This window comes from Enterovibrio norvegicus, assembly GCF_002876705.1.
GTDB classification, from domain to species: Bacteria; Pseudomonadota; Gammaproteobacteria; order Enterobacterales; family Vibrionaceae; genus Enterovibrio; species Enterovibrio norvegicus_B.
In genome coordinates this window covers 274,891-294,725 of record NZ_MDAG01000007.1, presented here as the reverse complement: position 1 = coordinate 294,725, position 19,835 = coordinate 274,891, and the positions used below count along the sequence as shown (strand labels likewise).

General features: G+C 48.5%; 16 protein-coding genes. 10 read left to right on the top strand and 6 right to left on the bottom strand.

Annotated features, from left to right (window positions below):
- Positions 1-7 precede the first annotated feature (7 nt).
- From BCT27_RS04410 to BCT27_RS04380, 7 genes are all read left to right on the top strand, one after another.
- Positions 8-781, top strand: coding sequence for an AzlC family ABC transporter permease (locus BCT27_RS04410; protein WP_102395147.1), 774 nt, complete (start codon positions 8-10; stop codon positions 779-781).
- Positions 781-1,086, top strand: coding sequence for an AzlD domain-containing protein (locus BCT27_RS04405; protein WP_102318562.1), 306 nt, complete (start codon positions 781-783; stop codon positions 1,084-1,086). The genes BCT27_RS04410 and BCT27_RS04405 overlap by 1 nt, the downstream gene beginning before the upstream one ends.
- Positions 1,087-1,217: 131 nt before the next feature.
- Positions 1,218-2,222, top strand: a complete 1,005-nt coding sequence (locus BCT27_RS04400; protein ID WP_102318563.1) for a response regulator — start codon at positions 1,218-1,220, stop codon at positions 2,220-2,222.
- A gap of 12 nt (positions 2,223-2,234) precedes the next feature.
- Positions 2,235-6,278 carry a hybrid sensor histidine kinase/response regulator gene (locus tag BCT27_RS04395; RefSeq protein ID WP_102395146.1) on the top strand — a complete coding sequence of 1,348 codons (4,044 nt, stop codon included), beginning with the start codon at positions 2,235-2,237 and terminating at the stop codon, positions 6,276-6,278.
- Positions 6,279-6,463: 185 nt separating this feature from the next.
- Positions 6,464-6,802 carry a hypothetical protein gene (locus BCT27_RS04390; protein ID WP_102318565.1) on the top strand — a complete coding sequence of 113 codons (339 nt, stop codon included), beginning with the start codon at positions 6,464-6,466 and terminating at the stop codon, positions 6,800-6,802.
- 367 nt (positions 6,803-7,169) lie between these two features.
- Positions 7,170-8,756: an HlyD family efflux transporter periplasmic adaptor subunit gene (locus BCT27_RS04385; protein ID WP_102318566.1), complete on the top strand. Its 1,587-nt coding sequence runs from the start codon at positions 7,170-7,172 to the stop codon at positions 8,754-8,756.
- Complete coding sequence (locus tag BCT27_RS04380; protein WP_102318567.1) at positions 8,753-10,261, top strand: glycosyltransferase; 1,509 nt, start codon at positions 8,753-8,755, stop codon at positions 10,259-10,261. Before BCT27_RS04385 ends, BCT27_RS04380 begins: the two co-directional genes overlap by 4 nt.
- Here BCT27_RS04380 and BCT27_RS04375 read toward each other — a convergent pair.
- Positions 10,252-10,575 (bottom strand): DUF4156 domain-containing protein, encoded by a 324-nt coding sequence (locus tag BCT27_RS04375; RefSeq protein ID WP_102318568.1) that lies wholly within the window; start codon positions 10,573-10,575, stop codon positions 10,252-10,254. The two genes, BCT27_RS04380 and BCT27_RS04375, sit on opposite strands and share 10 nt — an antisense overlap.
- Positions 10,576-10,802: 227 nt before the next feature.
- Between BCT27_RS04375 and imuA the strand changes: the two genes are divergently transcribed.
- The 3 genes from imuA to BCT27_RS04360 are packed head-to-tail and all read left to right on the top strand — an operon-like array spanning position 10,803 to position 16,055.
- Positions 10,803-11,540: a translesion DNA synthesis-associated protein ImuA gene (gene imuA, locus BCT27_RS04370; protein ID WP_102395145.1), complete on the top strand. Its 738-nt coding sequence runs from the start codon at positions 10,803-10,805 to the stop codon at positions 11,538-11,540.
- Positions 11,537-12,943 (top strand): Y-family DNA polymerase, encoded by a 1,407-nt coding sequence (locus tag BCT27_RS04365; protein WP_102395144.1) that lies wholly within the window; start codon positions 11,537-11,539, stop codon positions 12,941-12,943. Before imuA ends, BCT27_RS04365 begins: the two co-directional genes overlap by 4 nt.
- Positions 12,927-16,055, top strand: coding sequence for an error-prone DNA polymerase (locus tag BCT27_RS04360; protein ID WP_102395143.1), 3,129 nt, complete (start codon positions 12,927-12,929; stop codon positions 16,053-16,055). The genes BCT27_RS04365 and BCT27_RS04360 overlap by 17 nt, the downstream gene beginning before the upstream one ends.
- A gap of 23 nt (positions 16,056-16,078) precedes the next feature.
- Here the strand turns inward: BCT27_RS04360 and BCT27_RS04355 are convergent, their stop codons facing one another.
- The 5 genes from BCT27_RS04355 to BCT27_RS04335 form a co-directional block, all read right to left on the bottom strand.
- Positions 16,079-17,338: an RNA polymerase sigma factor gene (locus BCT27_RS04355; protein WP_102395142.1), complete on the bottom strand. Its 1,260-nt coding sequence runs from the start codon at positions 17,336-17,338 to the stop codon at positions 16,079-16,081.
- Positions 17,339-17,701: a YciI family protein gene (locus BCT27_RS04350; protein ID WP_102395141.1), complete on the bottom strand. Its 363-nt coding sequence runs from the start codon at positions 17,699-17,701 to the stop codon at positions 17,339-17,341.
- A 232-nt stretch (positions 17,702-17,933) separates the two neighbouring features.
- On the bottom strand, positions 17,934-18,380 hold the full coding sequence (locus BCT27_RS04345; protein WP_102395140.1) for a GNAT family N-acetyltransferase: 447 nt from the start codon (positions 18,378-18,380) through the stop codon (positions 17,934-17,936).
- A gap of 77 nt (positions 18,381-18,457) precedes the next feature.
- Entirely contained in the window at positions 18,458-18,823 is a 366-nt protein-coding gene (locus BCT27_RS04340; RefSeq protein WP_102395139.1) for a VOC family protein, read from the bottom strand.
- Positions 18,811-19,233, bottom strand: a complete 423-nt coding sequence (locus BCT27_RS04335; RefSeq protein WP_102395138.1) for a VOC family protein — start codon at positions 19,231-19,233, stop codon at positions 18,811-18,813. The genes BCT27_RS04340 and BCT27_RS04335 overlap by 13 nt, the downstream gene beginning before the upstream one ends.
- Positions 19,234-19,835 lie beyond the last annotated feature (602 nt).

The following is a 19,835-nucleotide window of genomic DNA, read 5'->3' as shown; positions in this document are numbered from 1 at the left end:
GAAAACCATGAATCAAGACTCTTCTCTCCCCCGCGAACGCATATGGCTTTCCGCTATATCCGATATGTTGCCACTCAGCCTTGCCGTCGTGCCTTGGGGCATTCTTTGCGGCTCACTGGCTATTCAAGCAGGAATGACCCCTTTTCAGGCACAAGCCATGTCATTGTTCGTGTTCGCCGGTGCCGCGCAACTTTCAGGCACCAGTATGATAGGAGCCAGCGCCCCCATTAGTACGTTATTTGGTTCAACGTTCGTGATCAGCGCTCGCCACCTGCTTTACTCCGTCAACATGCGTCAACACATACGTGCTTTACCACTGAGATGGCGTTTACCACTCGGCTTTTTACTGACCGATGAAATGTACGTTGTCAGCGCTGCACACACGGAACGCACTGGCACGTTTTGCCCTCACTTTGCCCTGTACACAGGGGGGTTCTTCTACCTCTGTTGGAACCTTGCTACCTTGGTTGGCGTGATTGGTGGCTCGCAGTTCGACAACATCGAAGAGTTCGGCCTTGAGTTCGCCATCGCTGCAACCTTCATCGCACTTGTTATCCCAACAATCAAAGATATTCCCGTTGCAGTGAGCGTGCTGGTATCAGCCTTAATGATGGTGATATTCACCTTAATAGGCATTGAAAATGCCCTCCTCATTGCGGCTATTCTAGGTATGGTTGCCGGTTTTACCACGGAGAGCCTAATGCCAAAGAAGATCAACACGGAAAGCATCGAACAAGCAGAACAAACAACGAAAAGATCGCGTGAAACGGAGGATGAATAATGAACACATGGATAATGATCTTAGGCATGGCATGCATTACGTTTTCTGTACGCTACGTCTTTCTCGCAAGAAGCATCCCCTTTCAAGTGACACCGACCATGCAGCGGATCCTAAAATTCAGCGCGCCTGCGGTGCTAACCGCCCTTGCTGTACCTATCCTTGTGTTTCCCCACGGTGATTTTTTCGCTTCCATCAATAACCCGTATTTATTGGCTGGCATCTTTGTTTGTGTGCTTGGCTTCTTGCGGTTGGGCACATTGAGCACGGTTCTTATCTCAATGATATTTTTCTGGTTTATCCGATAGAAATTTATAAAACGAGATGCGCATCAGAGACCCTTATTCCAAATTAGGAAACAAGTGCTTCTTTTATTGAAATATCAGCGATATAGACTATTTCTTAAATAGAGGGAAACAAGAAAAAGGGAGGACGCTCTATGCTTGACCGATGTCTCGTCGTTGATGATCACGAAATGATTCGCGAAACCATCGCTATTATGGCGACTTCGCTCGGCTTTAAAGAATCGATCATGGCGATTGATGGTGCGGATGCCATTTCGAAAATATTCCATGAGCGACCTTCTCTCATTATCACCGACCTCCAAATGGAACCCATTGACGGACTCGAGATGCTCCGTCTGATCAGAAGCGGACGCTATGGGTTACAGCACGATATACCCATCATTATTCTAACGGCCAATGCATCTGAAAGCGTGATCGCTCAATGCATCGCGTTCGACGTTGATGCTTTTTTGGTAAAACCTGTCAATCGACAAGCACTTCAAGAGCGTATTAACCAACTTTCGCAGCAAGCAAAAGCCAAGAAAACGGTCGAACACTACTTCGACATGTACCAACAAGATCCTGCGAAATCCACTGCATTCCAGATGAACGGACAAGTCGCCTTCACGGATTCCGATGTCAGCGAATTTGATGCGCTGATGAAAGAACAAAAACCTGACGTGCATGTCCCTGTGCATGAGCCTGTCGCTTCAACACCTCAGCCCACACCTGCCGTTGAACCCGCAGACAACAAAAAATACTTCATCAAGTGGCAAGACCGTTTTAGTGTCGGCCATACCGAACTCGATAAGAGCAACATGCAATTGCTCGACATCATCAACGACACGTATGACGTCATCGTTAATCACGAACATGACAACCATGTGTTTGAAGACATTGCCAAACGTTTTCAGCATTACGTGAATAATCACATCGTGCTTGAAGAGTCGCTCCTCAGCGAGCGAGCTTACCCTCGATTAAAAATGCACAAAGACATGCATGGACGCCTCGTCAAGCAAGCCGAGTTCGTCGTGTTGAAATGTCAGGCTGACCCGAGCTTCTACCGCACTGATTTTTTCCGATTATTGCGCTTTTGGTGGGTCAAACACGTTGTTCAGGAAGATACCAAGTACAAATCCGTCTTCACTGAACTCGTTTAAATAGGGCCGTGAATGCACAATCATTCTCCCTTTTCTAACCCCGAGTCGCGCAACACCCTCATCCAACTGATTGTCAGCGGGACAGCCGTTGTCGCCATTATCATGCTGTCTTTCCTCTGGTTCTACCGTTCCATTGTCAATGACACTCAGTTGAAAATTGAATACTTCCTGCAATCTGAAATCGCTAACGTCAGCGTCGCGATTTCAGATTGGTATCATCATCGAGAGCGCGAGCTTACACTCGTTGCAAATGACAAGATCCTTGTCAGCAACATGTATCGCTATGCCAAAGCCTTTGGCCGAAAAAGCCACCCCGGCAATGGTCAGACAGACCTTCTCCTGCCCAATACAGACGAAAACATCCACCGTACGCTTTCGGAATACCTAGAAAATTTCGAATACGATAACGCACTACTGTTTTCAGAAAGCGGCAAACTGCTGTTAAGCGTAACGCCGTTTAATCAAGCATGGGCAGACCAAATCTATCAGAACCACGGACGGCGCATTCAAGCCGAAGGGGAATACATAAGCGCGCCAGAAAAAGGGCCAAGAGAACGTGATGGTACGACAATTTCTCTTGGATTCTCTCTTCATATCGCCAATCAAACATCAGAAACGCTGCCCGTTGATCAACGCCCGATCCTTGTCTTACTTCGCAACAGCGAGCAATTCGATCGCATCTTCATAAACCAAGAACAAACAGATACGCGACTCGCCTTTGCCGTCAATAAAAACGGGGAACGCATCGCGCCCTATCACACCGCCAATGCATCAGCCTACCCCTTCTCATTGAGCCGTCCCTCAGTGAGCAATCAAATTAACGCGTCACCTTGGTCATTGCTTACAAGCGATGACACTCAAGCCAGAATGAATGTGGTTGGCTACCAAGGCCATCGAAAAGATGACGTAGTTGGCGTATGGCAGTGGCATGAGCAATACCCAATGGCCGTGGTGATTGAGTTTGATGCCGACAGCGCGCTCAATGCAATTTACTACACCCGTAATTATTTACTTTGGGTGTTCTTAGCGGTGACCGCCGCGTTCACCGTTTTCCTCGCACTCCATGCAAAAACATCACTCAAGATAAGCTTCAGCAAGCTTTATCTTGAATCTATCCTTAGAAACTACGCGGATGGCGTGATCGTACTCGACAGCAAAGGTATGACAGTCTCGGTAAACGATAAAGCGTTCGAATTGGCGCTGCTGCCAAGTGATGTTCCTCAGCCATGCTTGCTCAATGCATTTCAAACATCAGAAAATGAAAAGCTTATCCGTGTGATCGATGACATTTATGTCGATGCCATGAACAAAGGCGAAATGGGCAATATTCATCGCTATGGCATTAACGACCAAATGGTTTATCTGAATATCAAAGCCAAAAAGCAGCACATTAGCGGTAATGATTACGTGGTGGTGAACCTCAGAGACATCACCAAACAAAGCACCATTGAAGATAAATTGAGTCGCAGTAATGCCTTGTACTCCGTATTCAATACAGTGCAAGACATGTACATGACGACGGGCGACTCAGAACGCAGCTTCAAGAAAGCCCTGGTGGTTTTGGCAAGCTTTACGGAAAGTAGCCTTGCGGCAATGCTGTCTTTCGATGATGGTGAACAAAAAGTGATGTTCAAACATCAAACAGGCCGCCAATCGAAGGAGTTTACAGGGCTACCTGAATCTTTACTCTCCTATGCTGACACGGCCCTTTCTTTACGTCGGACGGAGTTCTCGTCGCTGCACTTTACTGTCGAATCGGAACGCACAGATTTCTATAAGCACTACACCTTGATTCCATTGGTATCGAAACGCGACACCTTAGGGTTAATCGTGCTTGCAGGGCGTGATTCCCCCTATAGCGAGAAGCAAGTAGATTGGATTGCACCGGTTGTGAAGAGTATTTGCAGCATGATGTTTTCCGATAAACAGACTCAGCTTAACCAAGAAGTGACCGAGGCATTGCGAACAGCAAAAGAAGACGCTGAACATGCCAATGAGGCCAAATCAACGTTCCTCGCGATGATGAGCCACGAAATTCGCACGCCCATCAATGGCATTATCGGTATGTCAGAAGTCCTTGGGAACACTGATCTTGCGTACGAACAGAAGCATTACAACAACACCATTTCTGTTTCCGCCAACGCACTTCTCGATATCATCAATGACGTATTAGATCTCTCGAAAATTGAAGCAGGTAAAATGCCTATCCGCGAAGAAACGTTCGCGGTCAGTGAGTTAATGGAGAACATCACCAACATTGTTGCCCCACGCGTAAAAGATGGCGTGACCTTTACGTCCTTTGTCGACCCAGGTTTACCTTTTTCGCTCACAGGGGACTTTTCTAAGCTTCGTCAAATACTCGTGAATATTGCAGGTAACTCAGCCAAGTTCACCGACAGTGGGTTTGTGGACGTGTCTATTCGTTTGCTGAGCACACATTTAAATGGAACTAACACAGTGTGCCATGTGGAAATGAAAGTCACGGACACGGGCATCGGCATCAAAAAAGAACACCTAGATAAAGTGTTCGAAAACTTTTCCCAGATTGATAACAGCTCTAAGCGTCGATACCAGGGCACGGGGCTGGGTTTGCCTATCTGTCAGAAGTTCGTTGACTTGCTTGGGGGCACTATCCACGCAGATAGCGAAGTGGGCGAAGGCTCAGTGTTCACCATCCACCTCAATCTCAAACAACCTGAAAATGCGCTTCAAGACCTACTGCAACCCTCCGATTCACTCAAGAAGCAACGTGCACTGATCGTGTCACGTTGCGTCAGTCAGACGAAAAATGTAAAACGCTACCTTGAATACCATGACATGCAAGTGGTGACTGCGCTGGATGAAACTGCCGCCTCTCTCGCCTTGTCATCATCATCGCCTTTCTTGGTCACCTTACTCGACCATTCTATTTCGCTGGAAGAGCTTCGCACCTGCATTGAACCCACCACGTACACGCAACACGTCGTGTACCTTGCTGATATCAAAGGCGTACTCACACACCGCCCTTATTCTATCTCTGCGGCGCTGACAGCCCCGTTTACCATACTGAATCTGACACAAGCACTTGAAACCATTATTCAAATGCACGAGCAAGGTTTCAGCCGTGATGATGTCTTTAAGCAATTGGCGCAGCGCGAAGAAATTGCAAAAATCGCAGACACTCAATTGCTGAAAACAGGGCTATCGGTTCTGGTAGCAGAAGATCACCCCGTTAACCAAGAGCTCATCTGTACGGTGTTAAGAAAGCTCAATTGCACACCTACCGTGGCTGATAACGGTGCCATTGCCTTTGAACGTTTCATCGCAAACCGCTACGACATGATCTTCATGGATTGCCAAATGCCCGTCATGGATGGGTATGAAGCCACACGTAAAATCCGCCAGTTAGAAGCTGACAATAACCTGCCGGCCATCCCCATTATCGCGATGACCGCTAATGCGCTCGCGGGTGACAGAGAGCGATGCCTTCAAGAGGGAATGACCGAATACATCGCGAAACCGTTCAAACAACAAGCGCTCATCGTAATGATGAACAAACTGATGCCTGAACATATTGAGTCTCAGCCAGAGCCGATACCGGCTTTACAGGCACAGCCTCATGGTCTCACACCGGATGTTGAAGCAAGCGCAGACGTTTCCACGCTCAACACGCACCTCGCGTCAACAAACAACACCCAGCCAGCTTCAGATACAACTTCAGATACAGATGCAGATGCAGATGCAGGCACTCCATTCGATCTCAGCACATTGAAAGAAACCACAGGCGATGACCCTGACTTAATTAAAATGTTGGTGGGACGGTTCTTGAAAGTACAAAATGAAGACATTGCCGCGTTAGAAATCGCGTGGGATGAAAAGCGATTCTCTGACGTGAAGAAAATCGCGCACAAAATGAAAGGTGCGGCGCTTATGGTGGGTGCTATCGACTTTTCAACAGCGTGTAAAAACATTGAACACCATGACGTTGAAGACAGCGATACCATACAGAAGGAATATCAAAGGCTATTGAAGAGTTCGGAAAATCTTTGCGCCAGAATGCTAGAATTAATGCAGTAGTAGACGAGTTGCAATAATGCAAGCGCGATAAGGTTGCTTTTTGCGCCATTTATATGAAGTTTGCTAACCTAGCTGCACTATGACAAGCCCCCCCTAGGCAAGTGGGTATTTTTTATCTAGTTTTAAGTACAAATACAAAAAAATAATAATTTATACCATCGATTTACATTTTAAGAGTAAACGCTATGCCGACAGTTATTGCATTCCCAACGAAAAGCGCGCCAACTTCGCCTCAATCGTGCGCTGTGACAGAAATGATCAAGGAAGAGTTGAGCTACCTGAGCTCGAATGAACACATGATCAATTGCATCTTGGAACGGATGAAGCCTTTCATTGCGACCTTGGATTTTGACCTTGGGTTAGATGTAGAGATCAACGAAGAGAATCAACAAGCGATGATGGACATTATCCCTGCCGTACAAGCGATGCAGGCGCGGTTTGATGACATCATCTCAGACATCATTTCTGAGCGCATTCTTCATGAAATCCACATGTTCCACATTGAACGCGCCACCAAAGTGTAAACGTTGGCCTGATACAACACACCTTCTTCGAGAAAGAGCGTTTATCGCTCTTTTTTCTTTTATATTGAAGCATCTATTGTTAAACCCCCAGATCGCATTTTGCAAAAAATCGCCTCAATTTGATGCATAATAGGAAAGAGCTTTCCGCCATAGTTTTTCCAGCCTGCCGACTTTTTGACTGTGTTTGTAACACATTTTTTGTCGTCAACTCACATCAAGCGCACGAATTCCTCCGATTTCTCAATTAGCTTATATACTTATCAATTAATCACAATTGAAACAAAAATCTCAATATATTGTCACATGTTAACTTGGCGCGACTCTTGCAAACACATGTAACAACGCGATTAAGGACATGGAGACACTCATGGGAGTAGCAGCAATCAGCACGGGTTCGATTCATACGTTTCGATCACGATCAGGTGCGCGAAAGTTTCCTCGTATTGAATTTCCTGCTCAGGTCGAAATCGACGGTGTCATGTACCCTACCAACGAGTGGAGTGTAGGCGGCTTTTCTCTGCACGATAATAAGTATATGGGCAAGAAAGGCGACAAAGGCGCTGGCAACCTCTGTTTCGATCTGCCAGTTGGTCGCTTTTCTACCCCTTGCCAGTTTGAAGTGATGCGTGTCAGTGAAGAAGGTTACGTTCTCGGTTGCCAATTCTACTCCCTAAACTCCGGTCACCAAAAAACGCTGCAGTCCATCGTTGATACCTACCTTACCGGTGAAACCATTTCGCTAGAAAGCGTGACATCTTATGGCGTAAAAGCGCAGCTTCACGAAGAAGAAGTGAAGCGCATGCAGCAGAATTGGTGGCGCTTTGCCACCGTCGCCATTGTTGCACTGTCTCTGATTACCATCGCTGCATTAATGATCCAGTCTCGCGTGCTTTCTATTGAGTCGCAGCATGCCGCTGTCAGTCAACCCGTGCTCACCCAGAAAAGTTACAGCAATGGGGTATTGCGTTTGGGGGACTTCAAACCCGGACAGTTAGTCGAAAAAGGACAATTGCTGTTCTCGATATACACCGAGGAAGGCACCGATTTGCTGGCTAAAGATAAACAAGAGCTCAGCAATATCAACAGTGAAATTTTGTACTACCAAACCCTATTGCGCCAAAGTAAAGAGGCCGTTGCTAGGTATAATTCACGATTATTCCAAGAACTAAAATACATATCCGAAAAACGCAGCTTGTTAGAAGATGAACTGGCGGCACGGGAAAGCATTTTACGTCTCTATATAAAAGGCGTGAGATCAGGGTCTGTCGATGTGGTCTCTCGTGAATTAGAACGAGTCGAAATCTTCGAGATAAAACGCGATATCTTAACCCTAGATACACACATTGAAGGTATAGAGAACCAACTTGACCAAATTCTTCTTGGTGTGCCACCTCGCGAAGCACAGGTTGACATGAAGTCGCCATTTGAAGTGGAGAGCAAGCTCGACATTTTGGTGAAGCGTAAAGACAAAATCCTTGAAGAGATCGAACGTTTGAAAACCCGCGGTCTTGCGTACGCACCTTGTAAATGTTACATCGTCGCGATCAACGCCTCTGATGGACAGGTTGTACAAACAGGTACGTCGGTTTTTGAGCTCTCACCTATATCAACCTCTGAGAGGACTGAGCGCTCTATTCTTGCTTTGATGCCACTTGAACGTGCCGCATTACTAAAAATTGGCATGCCCGTCGAATATCGCCTCGCTAGCAACGACGAAAAGCTCATCGGCACCATCGAGAAAATTCAATTTTACAGCGCGTCCAACAGCGATATTTACAACGACGATGGTGAATCACTCAGCGGTTTGCCCAAGACGTTGCCACGCCTAAACCAATACACCCTCATAAAAGTGACACCGTCATCTGAAGATGCTGACTCCGTCGTGAATGAGCCAGCAAAGGTCATCGCGACCGTGAAATGGAAAGACGTGTTCATCCACTGGTTTAACTTATGAATCCAGATAAACTCGTTGTTAAAGGCTTTCATAGGGATGACCCCACACACGTCACCGTCCTTTGGTGGCTGTTCTTCGCTGGGCTCCTACTCGGATTGTGGGCAATTTATACCATTTTGCCTTCTGACAAAGTGCAGCCAGAAGTCCTCTATACCTTAGGTATTATTGGTGCTTGGCGATACGGTTGGAAAACCCTGCACCTGTTGCGTGGGCTTTACTATCAATATGTCCGTTACCCGGTTCTATCCACGCTTGCAGACATGACCAAAAAACCCAGCGAGATTTTGCTGGTGATACCTTGCTACCGCACAACACCTGAAATTAGCGCGCCAGTATTCAAAGCATTGGTTGATGAAATCGGCAACTTTGGTGTGTCTTGTCGCGCGGTGGCCTGCGTGTCTGATGAGTCAGACCTCGGTATCATTGAAAGGCAGTTCGATAAACTGCAAGAAAAAGTCCCTGTCAGCCTGTACATCATCGACCAAGATGGCACAGGCAAGCGCAACACCATGGCTGATGCGCTCACGTTGCTCGCAGAAGATCGCCCTGTGTCGAAAGATGCCATCTTGGTGCTCATGGATGCCGATACCGTTTTACCCGAAGGGATCTTAAAGAAAACCTCTGGCTTTCTAATGCGTTACCACGATCTTGGCGCCGTAACGACACACAACAAGCCTATTGTTAAAGGAAATTCACTGATACGCCAATGGTACCGCCAGCGTATGTGCCAGCGTCACTTTTACATGAGTTCCCTTAGCCTGACTTATCGCGTACTAGTATTAACGGGGCGATTTTCCGTGTATCGCGCATCCCTTGCGCTCTCGCCAGATTTCATTGATAACCTGCGATACGATCACGTGAAACACTGGCGTTACGGCCGTATTCGAATGCTCACGGGGGACGATAAAAGTACCTGGTACTTCGTACTGAAAGAGCGTTGGAAAATGATGTATCTACCTGATGTCACCGTCACCTGTTTGGAAGACGCCCCTTCAGGTAGCTTTGTAAAAGCCAGTCTGTCGTTGATGACACGTTGGTATGGCAACATGCTACGCAGTAACATCCGCGCCGTTGCGCTGGGGCCTCGGAAGGCGGGCTGGTTTTTGTGGTTCTGTTTGATTGATCAGCGAATCAGCATGTGGACAACATTGATCGGCCCTTCATTGGCACTGGTTGTCGCAACCTATATGGGCACAAAAGTGGTGATTGCTTACTTGTTTTGGGTCATCGCGACGCGGAGTTTGAATGTGTTATTAATATGTGTTCAATCTCGCCAGTTTCATCCCATCTTTGTGGTATTACTCTGGTATGAACAACTGATTGGCTCTTTGGTCAAGGTGTATCTGTTCTTCCATCCCAATGTACAGCGTTGGACACGACAAGGTATCAGTGGTGTCGTAGAAGACAAATCTATATCAGGGCAGATAAAGCGTTGGCTGCCGCATTTACAGACGACAGCCGCGTTTAGCACGTTATTAATTTTCGTGATGTGGCTTTACGGATGACAGCGGTACGCTTTCGCTAAAAACGTCACAGATGTCGAAAAAGGTTTGGGGGCATACAGCAGTACAGTGTCTGCTTCCAATGCCATTGCTTTGTTCCTCAATTGACTCACCGCACCTTCGGTAAGCTCGCCATCATTGATTAACCAAAAATCATACCAATGGCCTTGAGAGCCCACTACCGTCCCTTTATCTTCACAATGCATCATCTCTAATGCATCTCCCCAAAGAACGTTAATTTTCTCGCTTTCTGGCAACGGAGCTGTGACACATGCCGACAGCATCAGTGAGGTAAAAATAGTAAGTGGTTTTCGCATGTTTTTCTCTTGGTTTCTAAAGACGTTGACGATCGTAACGACAGAACTAGGTGACTGAGATATCACACCAATTATAACTCCAAACACGGAGATTGGGCAGTGTCACTGACTATTTCACGATGCAATGCTCTTTCTTTAAATCCAATATTTTATGCATCACAACGCACTTGCTCTCGTGGCGATCTCACACTAGAATAATACTGTATATAAACACAGTATTATTCATTATGCTCGATAACCTTCTCGCACTACATTCTGGCCTTTGGACTGCCAATCGCCTCTATCAACCTCAGACTCATTGCCGTCCTAGCGGCTTTGCGTTGCTGGATGAAAAACTCGAGGGCGGCTGGCCAGAATCTGGCGTGGTAGAATTTCAACTCGCTTGTTTTGGCGTTGGTGAATTACGTCTCGTGCTACCTGCCATTGCCACCGCTCTCAAAAACAGTGAACTTACCCTCTTTGCTTGCCCGCCGGGCGATGTAAATCCTGTCGCCTTGTGTCAGGCAGGTATCGATTTAGATAAGGTTGTGGTGCTCGCATCGTCTTCCGACGCGAGCCTTTGGTGTGTTGAACAAGCACTAAAAAGCGGCTGTTGCCGTACTGCCGTGTTATGGGGCGATGCCCTGTCAGTCACACAAGCCCGCCGCCTACAGTTAGCCGCCACAGAAAACGACTGCTTACTCTTCATGATCACCCACAAGAAAAGTGTTCAAGGGCTACCTGTGAGCTGCCGCCTTGCCCTCACACCGAGTGACAGTGGCATTGCCATCAATGTTGTTAAACGCCGAGGTCTGCCCGTGCAACCTTTCACGCTGACCATGCCTGCGATGTATACCGAGCACCACTGGTCGTCGAAAGCGCACCCTATTTCCGAACGCAAAACACCGCCACAAGTACTGGGGTCATCCCCATCAGAACAACAACATCTGCCAGTCCCCAACAACGTGGTGTCCTTGTTCCGATGATGCTCTGGCTCTATTTATATTTTCCGGCACTTTTTCTCAATACATTAGAGCGGGATAACGACAACCAATCACCACTGATTGTATTGTCGCGCGCCACGGGGAACGTGTGTCAGGCCAACCAACATGCAAAAGAGCATGGCATTCGGCTCGGCAACGATTTGGGCACGGCAAGCGCACTCTGCCACGCATTAAACGTGGTCGATTACGATGAAGACAAAGAAGCAGAACGCGTGCAGCAATTGGCCTCACTGATATACCAAGTCAATGCCGATATCATTGTGCACGCGCCCGATGGCTTGATGATGAAAGTCTCGCCCATGCTTGCCCTTTATGGCTCACTGGAAGCGTATTGGGACGCGCTTCGTCCTGTTTTGGTCGAACAACAGGTACAATTTCACTTTGCCTTCAGCCCTTATCCAGAAGCCGCGAAACAGCTCGCCATATCAGGATCAGATCGTGCATTTCTCACCGAAGAAAACACCCGTACCGCCTTGGCGTTGTTGTCGGTTCGTCAACTTGGTTTCAGCGCAGCGCACATTACTCAACTCGAGCGCATGGGCATTCGTCAGGCCCAGCAATTGCTTGATCTTCCCTTAGCATCACTTGGGCAACGTTTTGGTAAACCGCTGACTGCACAAATTCGACGTCTGACAGACACGCAACTCGCACACGCAGCCACATTCACGCCGCCTGCCTATTTTCGACAGTCTCTCGAACTGCTGCATGACATAGAAAACAGCCAAACACTCTGTTTTCCACTTCAACGTATGTTGCGAGAAATGGAAGCCTTCTTGCAGGTGCGAGAAGCCGTTGTGCCAAGCATTACCCTGCATTTTTCCCAACGCGATCATGATGAAAAATCCCTGACGATCACCGCAGCTGCGCCTGAATCTGCCACCAGCCGATGGATGACCTTGCTCCAGCTTTATCTGGAAAAACTCAAGCTTGATGCGCCTGTGATGCACATTCGCTTAGACGCCGACACCTTGCTGCCCAAGCAATCTCCTACCCAAGATTTATTTGCAGGAAAACGGGGGCAACTGACCCCTGCGGAGTTGGTCAGTTTGATGCAAGCCAAAGCTGGCGAGCACAACGTGTATGGCGTTTCATTGAAAAACGATCATCGACCAGAACATGCCTTTCATCGACAAGCGCCGTTGGTGAAAAGTGAGCAACAATTGCCAGAGCACTTGCCCGCGAGACCTTCATTGCTGCACATGACACCACGCCCACTCATGTCACGTCCCGCCATTTTGGCTGGGCCAGAGCGCATTAGCGGCGGATGGTGGGATCGCATGCCGGTTCAGCGTGATTACTTCGTTGCACGCAATTCACGCGGCCAATTGTGCTGGGTATTTCGAAATGGCATGGGGGAGTGGTTTGAACATGGCCTCTTCTGCTAGCGGCGAACAAACTCAAGCCCCTGAGCGTGACTACGCCGAACTTCATTGTAAGAGCAATTACAGCTTTTTAACCGGTGCATCACACCCTGAAGAGCTTGTGACACGCGCTGCCACGTTGGGCTATCACGCCATCGCCATCACGGACGAATGTTCATTGGCAGGCATTGTGCGAGCGTACACCTGCATCCGGGATCAAGCCTTACCGATTCAACTGATCATAGGCTCTGAAATTACCTATCAAGACGAGAAGTTGGTGATTTTATGCCCAACGCGCAAAGCCTATGGCGAACTGGCGCGTTTAATTACCCAAGCACGCATGCGCAGTGAAAAGGGCCATTACCACGTGTTCAGCGATGATTTTAGCCACATCTCACAATGCCTTTGCATTTGGGTGCCCCGCCTTTCTCACGTTGAACGTCACGATGCCTCCCACATCCAGCAATGGTTGAAGAAAACCTTTGAAGGGCGTTTATGGATTGGCGCTCAACGCCTGCTGCTGCCGAACGAAGAAACTTACCTCAACATGGTAGAGACGCTGGCTGACACCCTCGATATTCCCGTTACCTGTGTCAACGATGTCCTGATGCATCACCCACAGCGTCAGCCTTTGCTGGACGTAGTCACGGCGATCCGAGAAGGGAAACCCCTGCAAAATTGCGGACACGCGCTGCCGCGCAACGGCGAACAAGCCTTAAAGCCAATCAGCAAACTGACGAAGCTGTATCCTGACCCTTGGATAAAAGAAACCAAGCGCATCGCCAACTTGTGTCATTTCAGCTTGAGTGAGCTGCGCTACGAATACCCCGCAGAATTGGTGCCTGACGGTTTCACTGCCCAGCGTTATTTACGCCATTTGGTACACATCGGTATCAAGTTGCGCTTTCCCAACGGCATCAAGCCCGAGGTCAGCGCCATCATTGAAAAGGAGCTCACACTCATCGGTGAGCAACGCTACGAATATTTCTTCCTCACCATTTACGACATCGTCCAATACGCAAAATCCCAAGGGATTCTTTACCAAGGGCGAGGCTCGGCAGCAAATTCCATCGTCTGCTATTGCTTGGAAATCACCGCGGTAAATCCAGAGAAAATCAGTGTCTTGTTTGAGCGTTTCATCTCCAAAGAACGGGATGAGCCACCCGACATTGATGTAGATTTCGAGCATGAACGCCGCGAAGAAATCTTCCGCTATATCTATAAAAAGTACGGACGCCAACGCGCAGCCATTGCCGCCACCGTTATCACGTATCGTTTCAAAAGCGCATTTCGTGACGTAGGAAAAGCGCTGGGAATCAATGAAACCCAGTTGGATTACTACATCAAAAATCTGAACCACCGAGACAAAGAGCTCGACAAAGCCAAACAGCTCAGTGCATTGGGGCTAGACACCCAATCACACCTTGGCCGCTGGCTACTCGATTTGGTGGAAGAAATACGGGGTTTTCCACGCCACCTCAGCCAACATGTCGGCGGCTTTATTATTTCCGCAGGGCCGCTTTACGAACTCGTGCCGGTTGAAAATGCCGCCATGGCAGAACGCAGCGTGATCCAATGGGACAAAGACGATTTGGAATCCCTAGGCTTGCTCAAAGTGGACATTCTTGCGCTTGGCATGCTGAGCGCCATCCGCAAAGCCTTTGCCATTATCAGCAGCCAGCACCAGCGCGCACTGTCCATCGCCAGCATTACCGCCATGGGCGACGACCCTAACGTGTACCAACAGCTTCAAAAAGGCGATTCTGTGGGTGTGTTTCAGGTGGAATCTCGCGCACAAATGAACATGCTGCCTCGACTCCGCCCTGCCTGTTACTACGACTTGGTGATTCAAATCGCCATCGTCAGACCAGGCCCAATTCAAGGTGACATGGTGCACCCTTTCCTTAAACGACGCTGGGGTAAAGAAGCGGTTACTTACCCGTCAAAAGAGGTAGAGTCTGTCTTGTCTCGCACCATGGGGGTGCCCATTTTCCAAGAGCAAGTGATTCAACTTGCCATGGTTGCAGCGGGGTTCAGTGGCGGTGAAGCGGACAAACTACGTCGTGCCATGGCGGCGTGGAAGCGTAACGGTAAGCTGGCACCATTTAGGGAAAAACTCATTAACGGCATGCAAGCGCGTGGCTATAACATTGAATTTGCTGAGCAGATTTTTCGTCAAATTCAGGGCTTCGGCGAATACGGGTTCCCCGAATCTCACAGTGCTTCGTTTGCTGTGCTCGCGTATACCTCATCCTGGCTTAAGCATTATTACCCCGTCGCATTTTATTGCGCCTTACTCAACAGTCAGCCCATGGGGTTTTATAGCCCGTCTCAATTGCTGCAAGACGCCACACGACATAACGTGGTTGTGCTGCCCGTGTGCGTAAACAACAGTCTGTGGGACCATCAACAAATTCTGACGCCAGAAGGCCCCGCATTACGGTTAGGATTTCGTTTGATCAAAGGCTTTTCGTCTCAAGGCGCTGAGCGCTTGCTCACGCAAAGACCGGACAATGGCTTTCAAAGCCTGAACCAGTTACGCGGCTGTGGCCTAAGCCGAGGCGATTTAGAAGCACTCGCCAGCGCGAATGCCACCCAAATCTTGGCCAACAACCGTTTTTCCGCCCGTTGGCAAATGATGGATGACAGCCATACCCTTCCGCTGCTGTCTCAAGATGCTACTGACACCAGTGATGCGAACATCATTCACGCCCCCTCTGCCGTCGAAGATTTGGCGGAAGACTACGCCGCAACAGGCATTACCTTGGGTAAACACCCTATCGCGCTATTGGATGAAAGCGGCAAGTTGGGCAAACACCGGCTCGCGAGCGAATTAACCAGCATCAAATCAGGCACTGCTGTCACCGTTGCTGGTATCGTCACTGGCCGCCAGCGCCCAGGCACCGCCAGTGGCGTGACCTTTATGACCTTGGAAGACCAAACAGGCAACATCAATGTGGTGGTATGGCTTGCCACCGCGCGTGCGCAAAATGCCCCCTTTGTCACCGCGAAGATTTTGAAGGTGAAGGGCATATTAGAACGTGAAGGCGATGTGGTGCACATTATCGCTGGGCGATTTATCGACATGACCTCAACACTGGATCAACTGCTCATCCACTCAAGGGATTTCCACTAACGCATTCAGGGCACGGAACATGGTCATTCCTGTGTCTTAACAGACTGGGCTGATGCGCGGGAGCAGCGTTGTAGCTCTCGCACCAGAAACCGCCGTGATGCGTCGTTTGGCGCGTTCTGGATAGCGTGGTGATAAGCCGCGCACGCCTCGGAGAAATGGCCCAGTTTATTCAGAACATAGGCTCGGGCAGCATACAAAGGTTGGTAATTCTCGAGCTCAGTTTGCAACTCATCAAGGCGTTGTGACGCACGTTCACATTGCCCCAATTCGGCCATGACCACGGCCCAGTTCAGGGCGACGACAGGCGTTGGTTCATAAACCCACAGAGAGCGGTAGAGTAAAGACATCTGGAACCAGTCAGGCTTGGGCTGCATCATGTGGCAATCTGCGATAGCAGCCTTAATCTGAAAAGGGCCTGGCTGTTTTCGTACGATCGCTTCCTCAAGAATGTGCTGCGCTTCGGAAATCACATCATTCTGCCAAAGGCTTGGATCCTGCTGTTCAACAGGTACGATTGCCCCGTCCGCGTCAATCCTTGCTCGCCGCCTTGATTCTGTAAGCAGCATCAGCGCAAGCGCACCCTCAATTTCAGGGTCATACGAGCAAAGCTGGCGCAAGAGGCGCGTCAGGAAAATACCTTCTTGGCACAGATCACGAGGGCTACTGTCTTCTGATACATAGCCGGAGGTAAAAACCAGATACAAGGAAGACAGCACAGTGCTCAACCTTTCCGACCATCGCTCGGGTTCTGGCACCGAAAAGCCGATGCCTTTGGATCTGATCTTGGCTTTTGCTCTGGAAAGTCGCTGGCCCAGCGTCTGCTCGCTATCAAGAAAGGCAGCGGCTATCTCGCGCGTCGTCAGGTTACACACAGTGCGTAGCGTCAACGCAATGCGGGATTTTTCTTCTAGCGCAGGGTGACAACAGGTAAAAATGAGCCGCAGTCGCTCATCGGGTATCGTTTCGTCGATATCGTCGCAGATAAAGTCTGGTGAGAGGCTCGCGAAGTCGGTCGTTCTCTTCGTTTCGCGTTGTGCAGCGCGGATGTGGTCGATCCCCTTGTTCAATCCCACCTTCATCAACCACGCCACGGGATCGAGAGGAACACCTGTTCGCCCCCAATGCTTGAGCGCAGCAATCGATGCCTCCTGCAGCGCATCTTCGCCCAACTGAAAATCGCCGAGTCTCGAAATTAGCCCAGCTAAAAGCCGCCCCCGATCGCGGCGTAGCACCTCATCAAGACGATGAGAGACCGCGATGGCGTTGGGAACGGCATGTTTCATTTAACCGTCCGTTGGGTCATAGTCCAACAATGGTCGTATCTCGACAGTGCCGAAATGGGCAATGGGGATCATCTCCGCGTATTTCAGTGCCGAATCCAGATCCGCCACATCCACAATGTAATAACCCCCCAGATGCTCGCGCGTTTCCGCAAAAGGGCCATCCATGATTTCGACCTTGCCAGCTTTAATCCGCAGTGAAGTTGCTGTTTCAACCCCTTGTAATCCTTCTCCACCCACAAGCACGCCGTCGTTTTTGAAAGTGTCACTGGTCGCAGCAAACGCCTCCATCATGTCATCAAACTCTGGGGTGCCGTAGGCAGGCTCTTTATCCGGTGCAGCATAGAGCAACAGCATATATTTCATGTCGAACTTCCTTCTCTTTTGATGGTTCATGCTACAAGGACGATCCCGTTCCTCAATTTTCGACATGTCCCGATTTAATTTATGTTTTTTTCTAAATCTAGGCGAGAAAACGGGAAGTAGGCACTTCCAATATAGTCAGAGTGGGGATGCTGAGGTGCATTAGACGGGAGACGATCACTAAGGATTGCGGTGTTTTGAGGCAACCCCTCAATGGCAGATGTCGAATGCAGAACTAAAGGACTTTGTAGAGCCTCAACATGTCTTGATGCTGGATGCCATGTTCAAAGATAGGCTCGGAATAGTTGCGTAGGAAGTGGTCTTTCACCACGGAGTCCACGCGAAAACCAAGCCGCTGATAATAGGTCAATTGGTAGCCAAATGTCCCCGTGCCCAACTCGACGCGCATTACGCCTTTGTTGGGTAACTGCGATAGCACAAAGGTGAGAAGCGCTGAGCCAATGCCTTGACCTTGATACTCGGGATAAACAGACACGTTATAGATTTCGGCAAGGCCACCATTCAGAGATTTCACTACACAAGCGGCGAGGATTCGCGCATTGTCGGAGGCAGTAAAGCACCATGAATCAGATAAATACGATGAAATACTCGCTTCAGAGGGATCGGCTTCGAGGAGCAAATCGAGTGGAATATCACTGCTTTTAGCTTCGATATATTTCATCTTTTCTCCGCAGGGAAATAAAAGTGCCTTTCTTCACTATCCTTTGCCAGCATTGCGCTTAGCGCGAGATTTGCCCGCTATTTGTTCTCGGCGACACGCCACAACACACCACTAGGGTCAGTAAAACAAAATTCGAGCATTCCCCAAGGTTGTTCGACAAGCTCAGTGACCCTCACACCAAACTCTTCAACAATCTTTAGCTCTAGTATGTGCTCATACCAATGTTGAGCATCCTCCACTAAAAGGTGCATCATAAAATTATTACTATGAACGGGTTCGTAAAAATCTTGAAGTAGGAATGAGCAAGAGCCTGATTTAAAATAAGCAACGCCTTCAAATTCAGATGCCATTTCAAAGCCAATAAACCGATAAAAACGTTTGGAAATTTCGAAATCCCTAGAAGGAACAAACGACTTTATTTCTACTGTATTCAGGTTTTCCATTCATCATTTCCTTGCACTATCTTTTCGGTGCTTTGTCCAAGTTTCCAAGGTGGATTCAATCGGTTTTCACCCGCCCAATATAGCTTAATTTTATTTCCCGACGGATCGCTCAGACTGGCTTCTCTCCAAAGGAAGGATTGATCTACCGGGTCATGGTCGAACTGAACGCCTTTTGACTTGAGTTCATCCACCCACTTATCGAGTTCTTGGTGCTCAAAATACACAACGCCTCTGGAGGGTAAGCCCTCTTTATCTGGGTCGAGATAGACAGAAAATGAAGCATCACCGTCAGGGAAGGCAAATCGCGCATAATGGTCATCAGCGACGATCTGTATTAAGCCCAGCTTTTTGTAGAACGTAACGGCTTCCTCGATATCATTCACAGCGAGTGTCACTTGGTTTAGGTTCATTCACTTTCCTTGTTCTCTTTTCCATTGCGCGATGAATACTGGATCAATTCATGCGGAGCAAAGCGTTGAACATCAATCACGGCTTATTCATCTGAGTATCGCTGTTTTATATCATTAAAGATTGACTTCCCTGCCTTCAAAAGTAGATAGATGCGAGTAAGCAACACTTTTAACCCCCCCCCCCTCACTGATAAGGGATGACAGAGATTCAGTCCGATAAAAACAACAAAACCACCCTAAAGGCGGTCTTGTTGTGGCGAGGACGAGAAGGTGACATTTCCTCTGAAATCTAAAGATATCTGGTATGCAGGAAAATGACGAAAAAATTTCCCTAATCACCTAGCTCAAAATTGGACAATAGTGAGTTAGCATGTTTACTCACAACCGCCTTTTTCGGATAACTCTAGTTTAGGCAAAACGATGGGAGCCACCCAGAACAAGCAGAGTGGCTCATCCTATTAATCAAGCGGTGGGAAGATACTCACATCAAACTCAGGCGGTGACGCCTTGAGTTCCTCTAGGCTTGGTCCTTCACCCTTGATAAGCCACTGCGGCAAAAAAGGTGAGTCAAAGCTGACCGTCTCACCGAGTGTTTGGTTGAT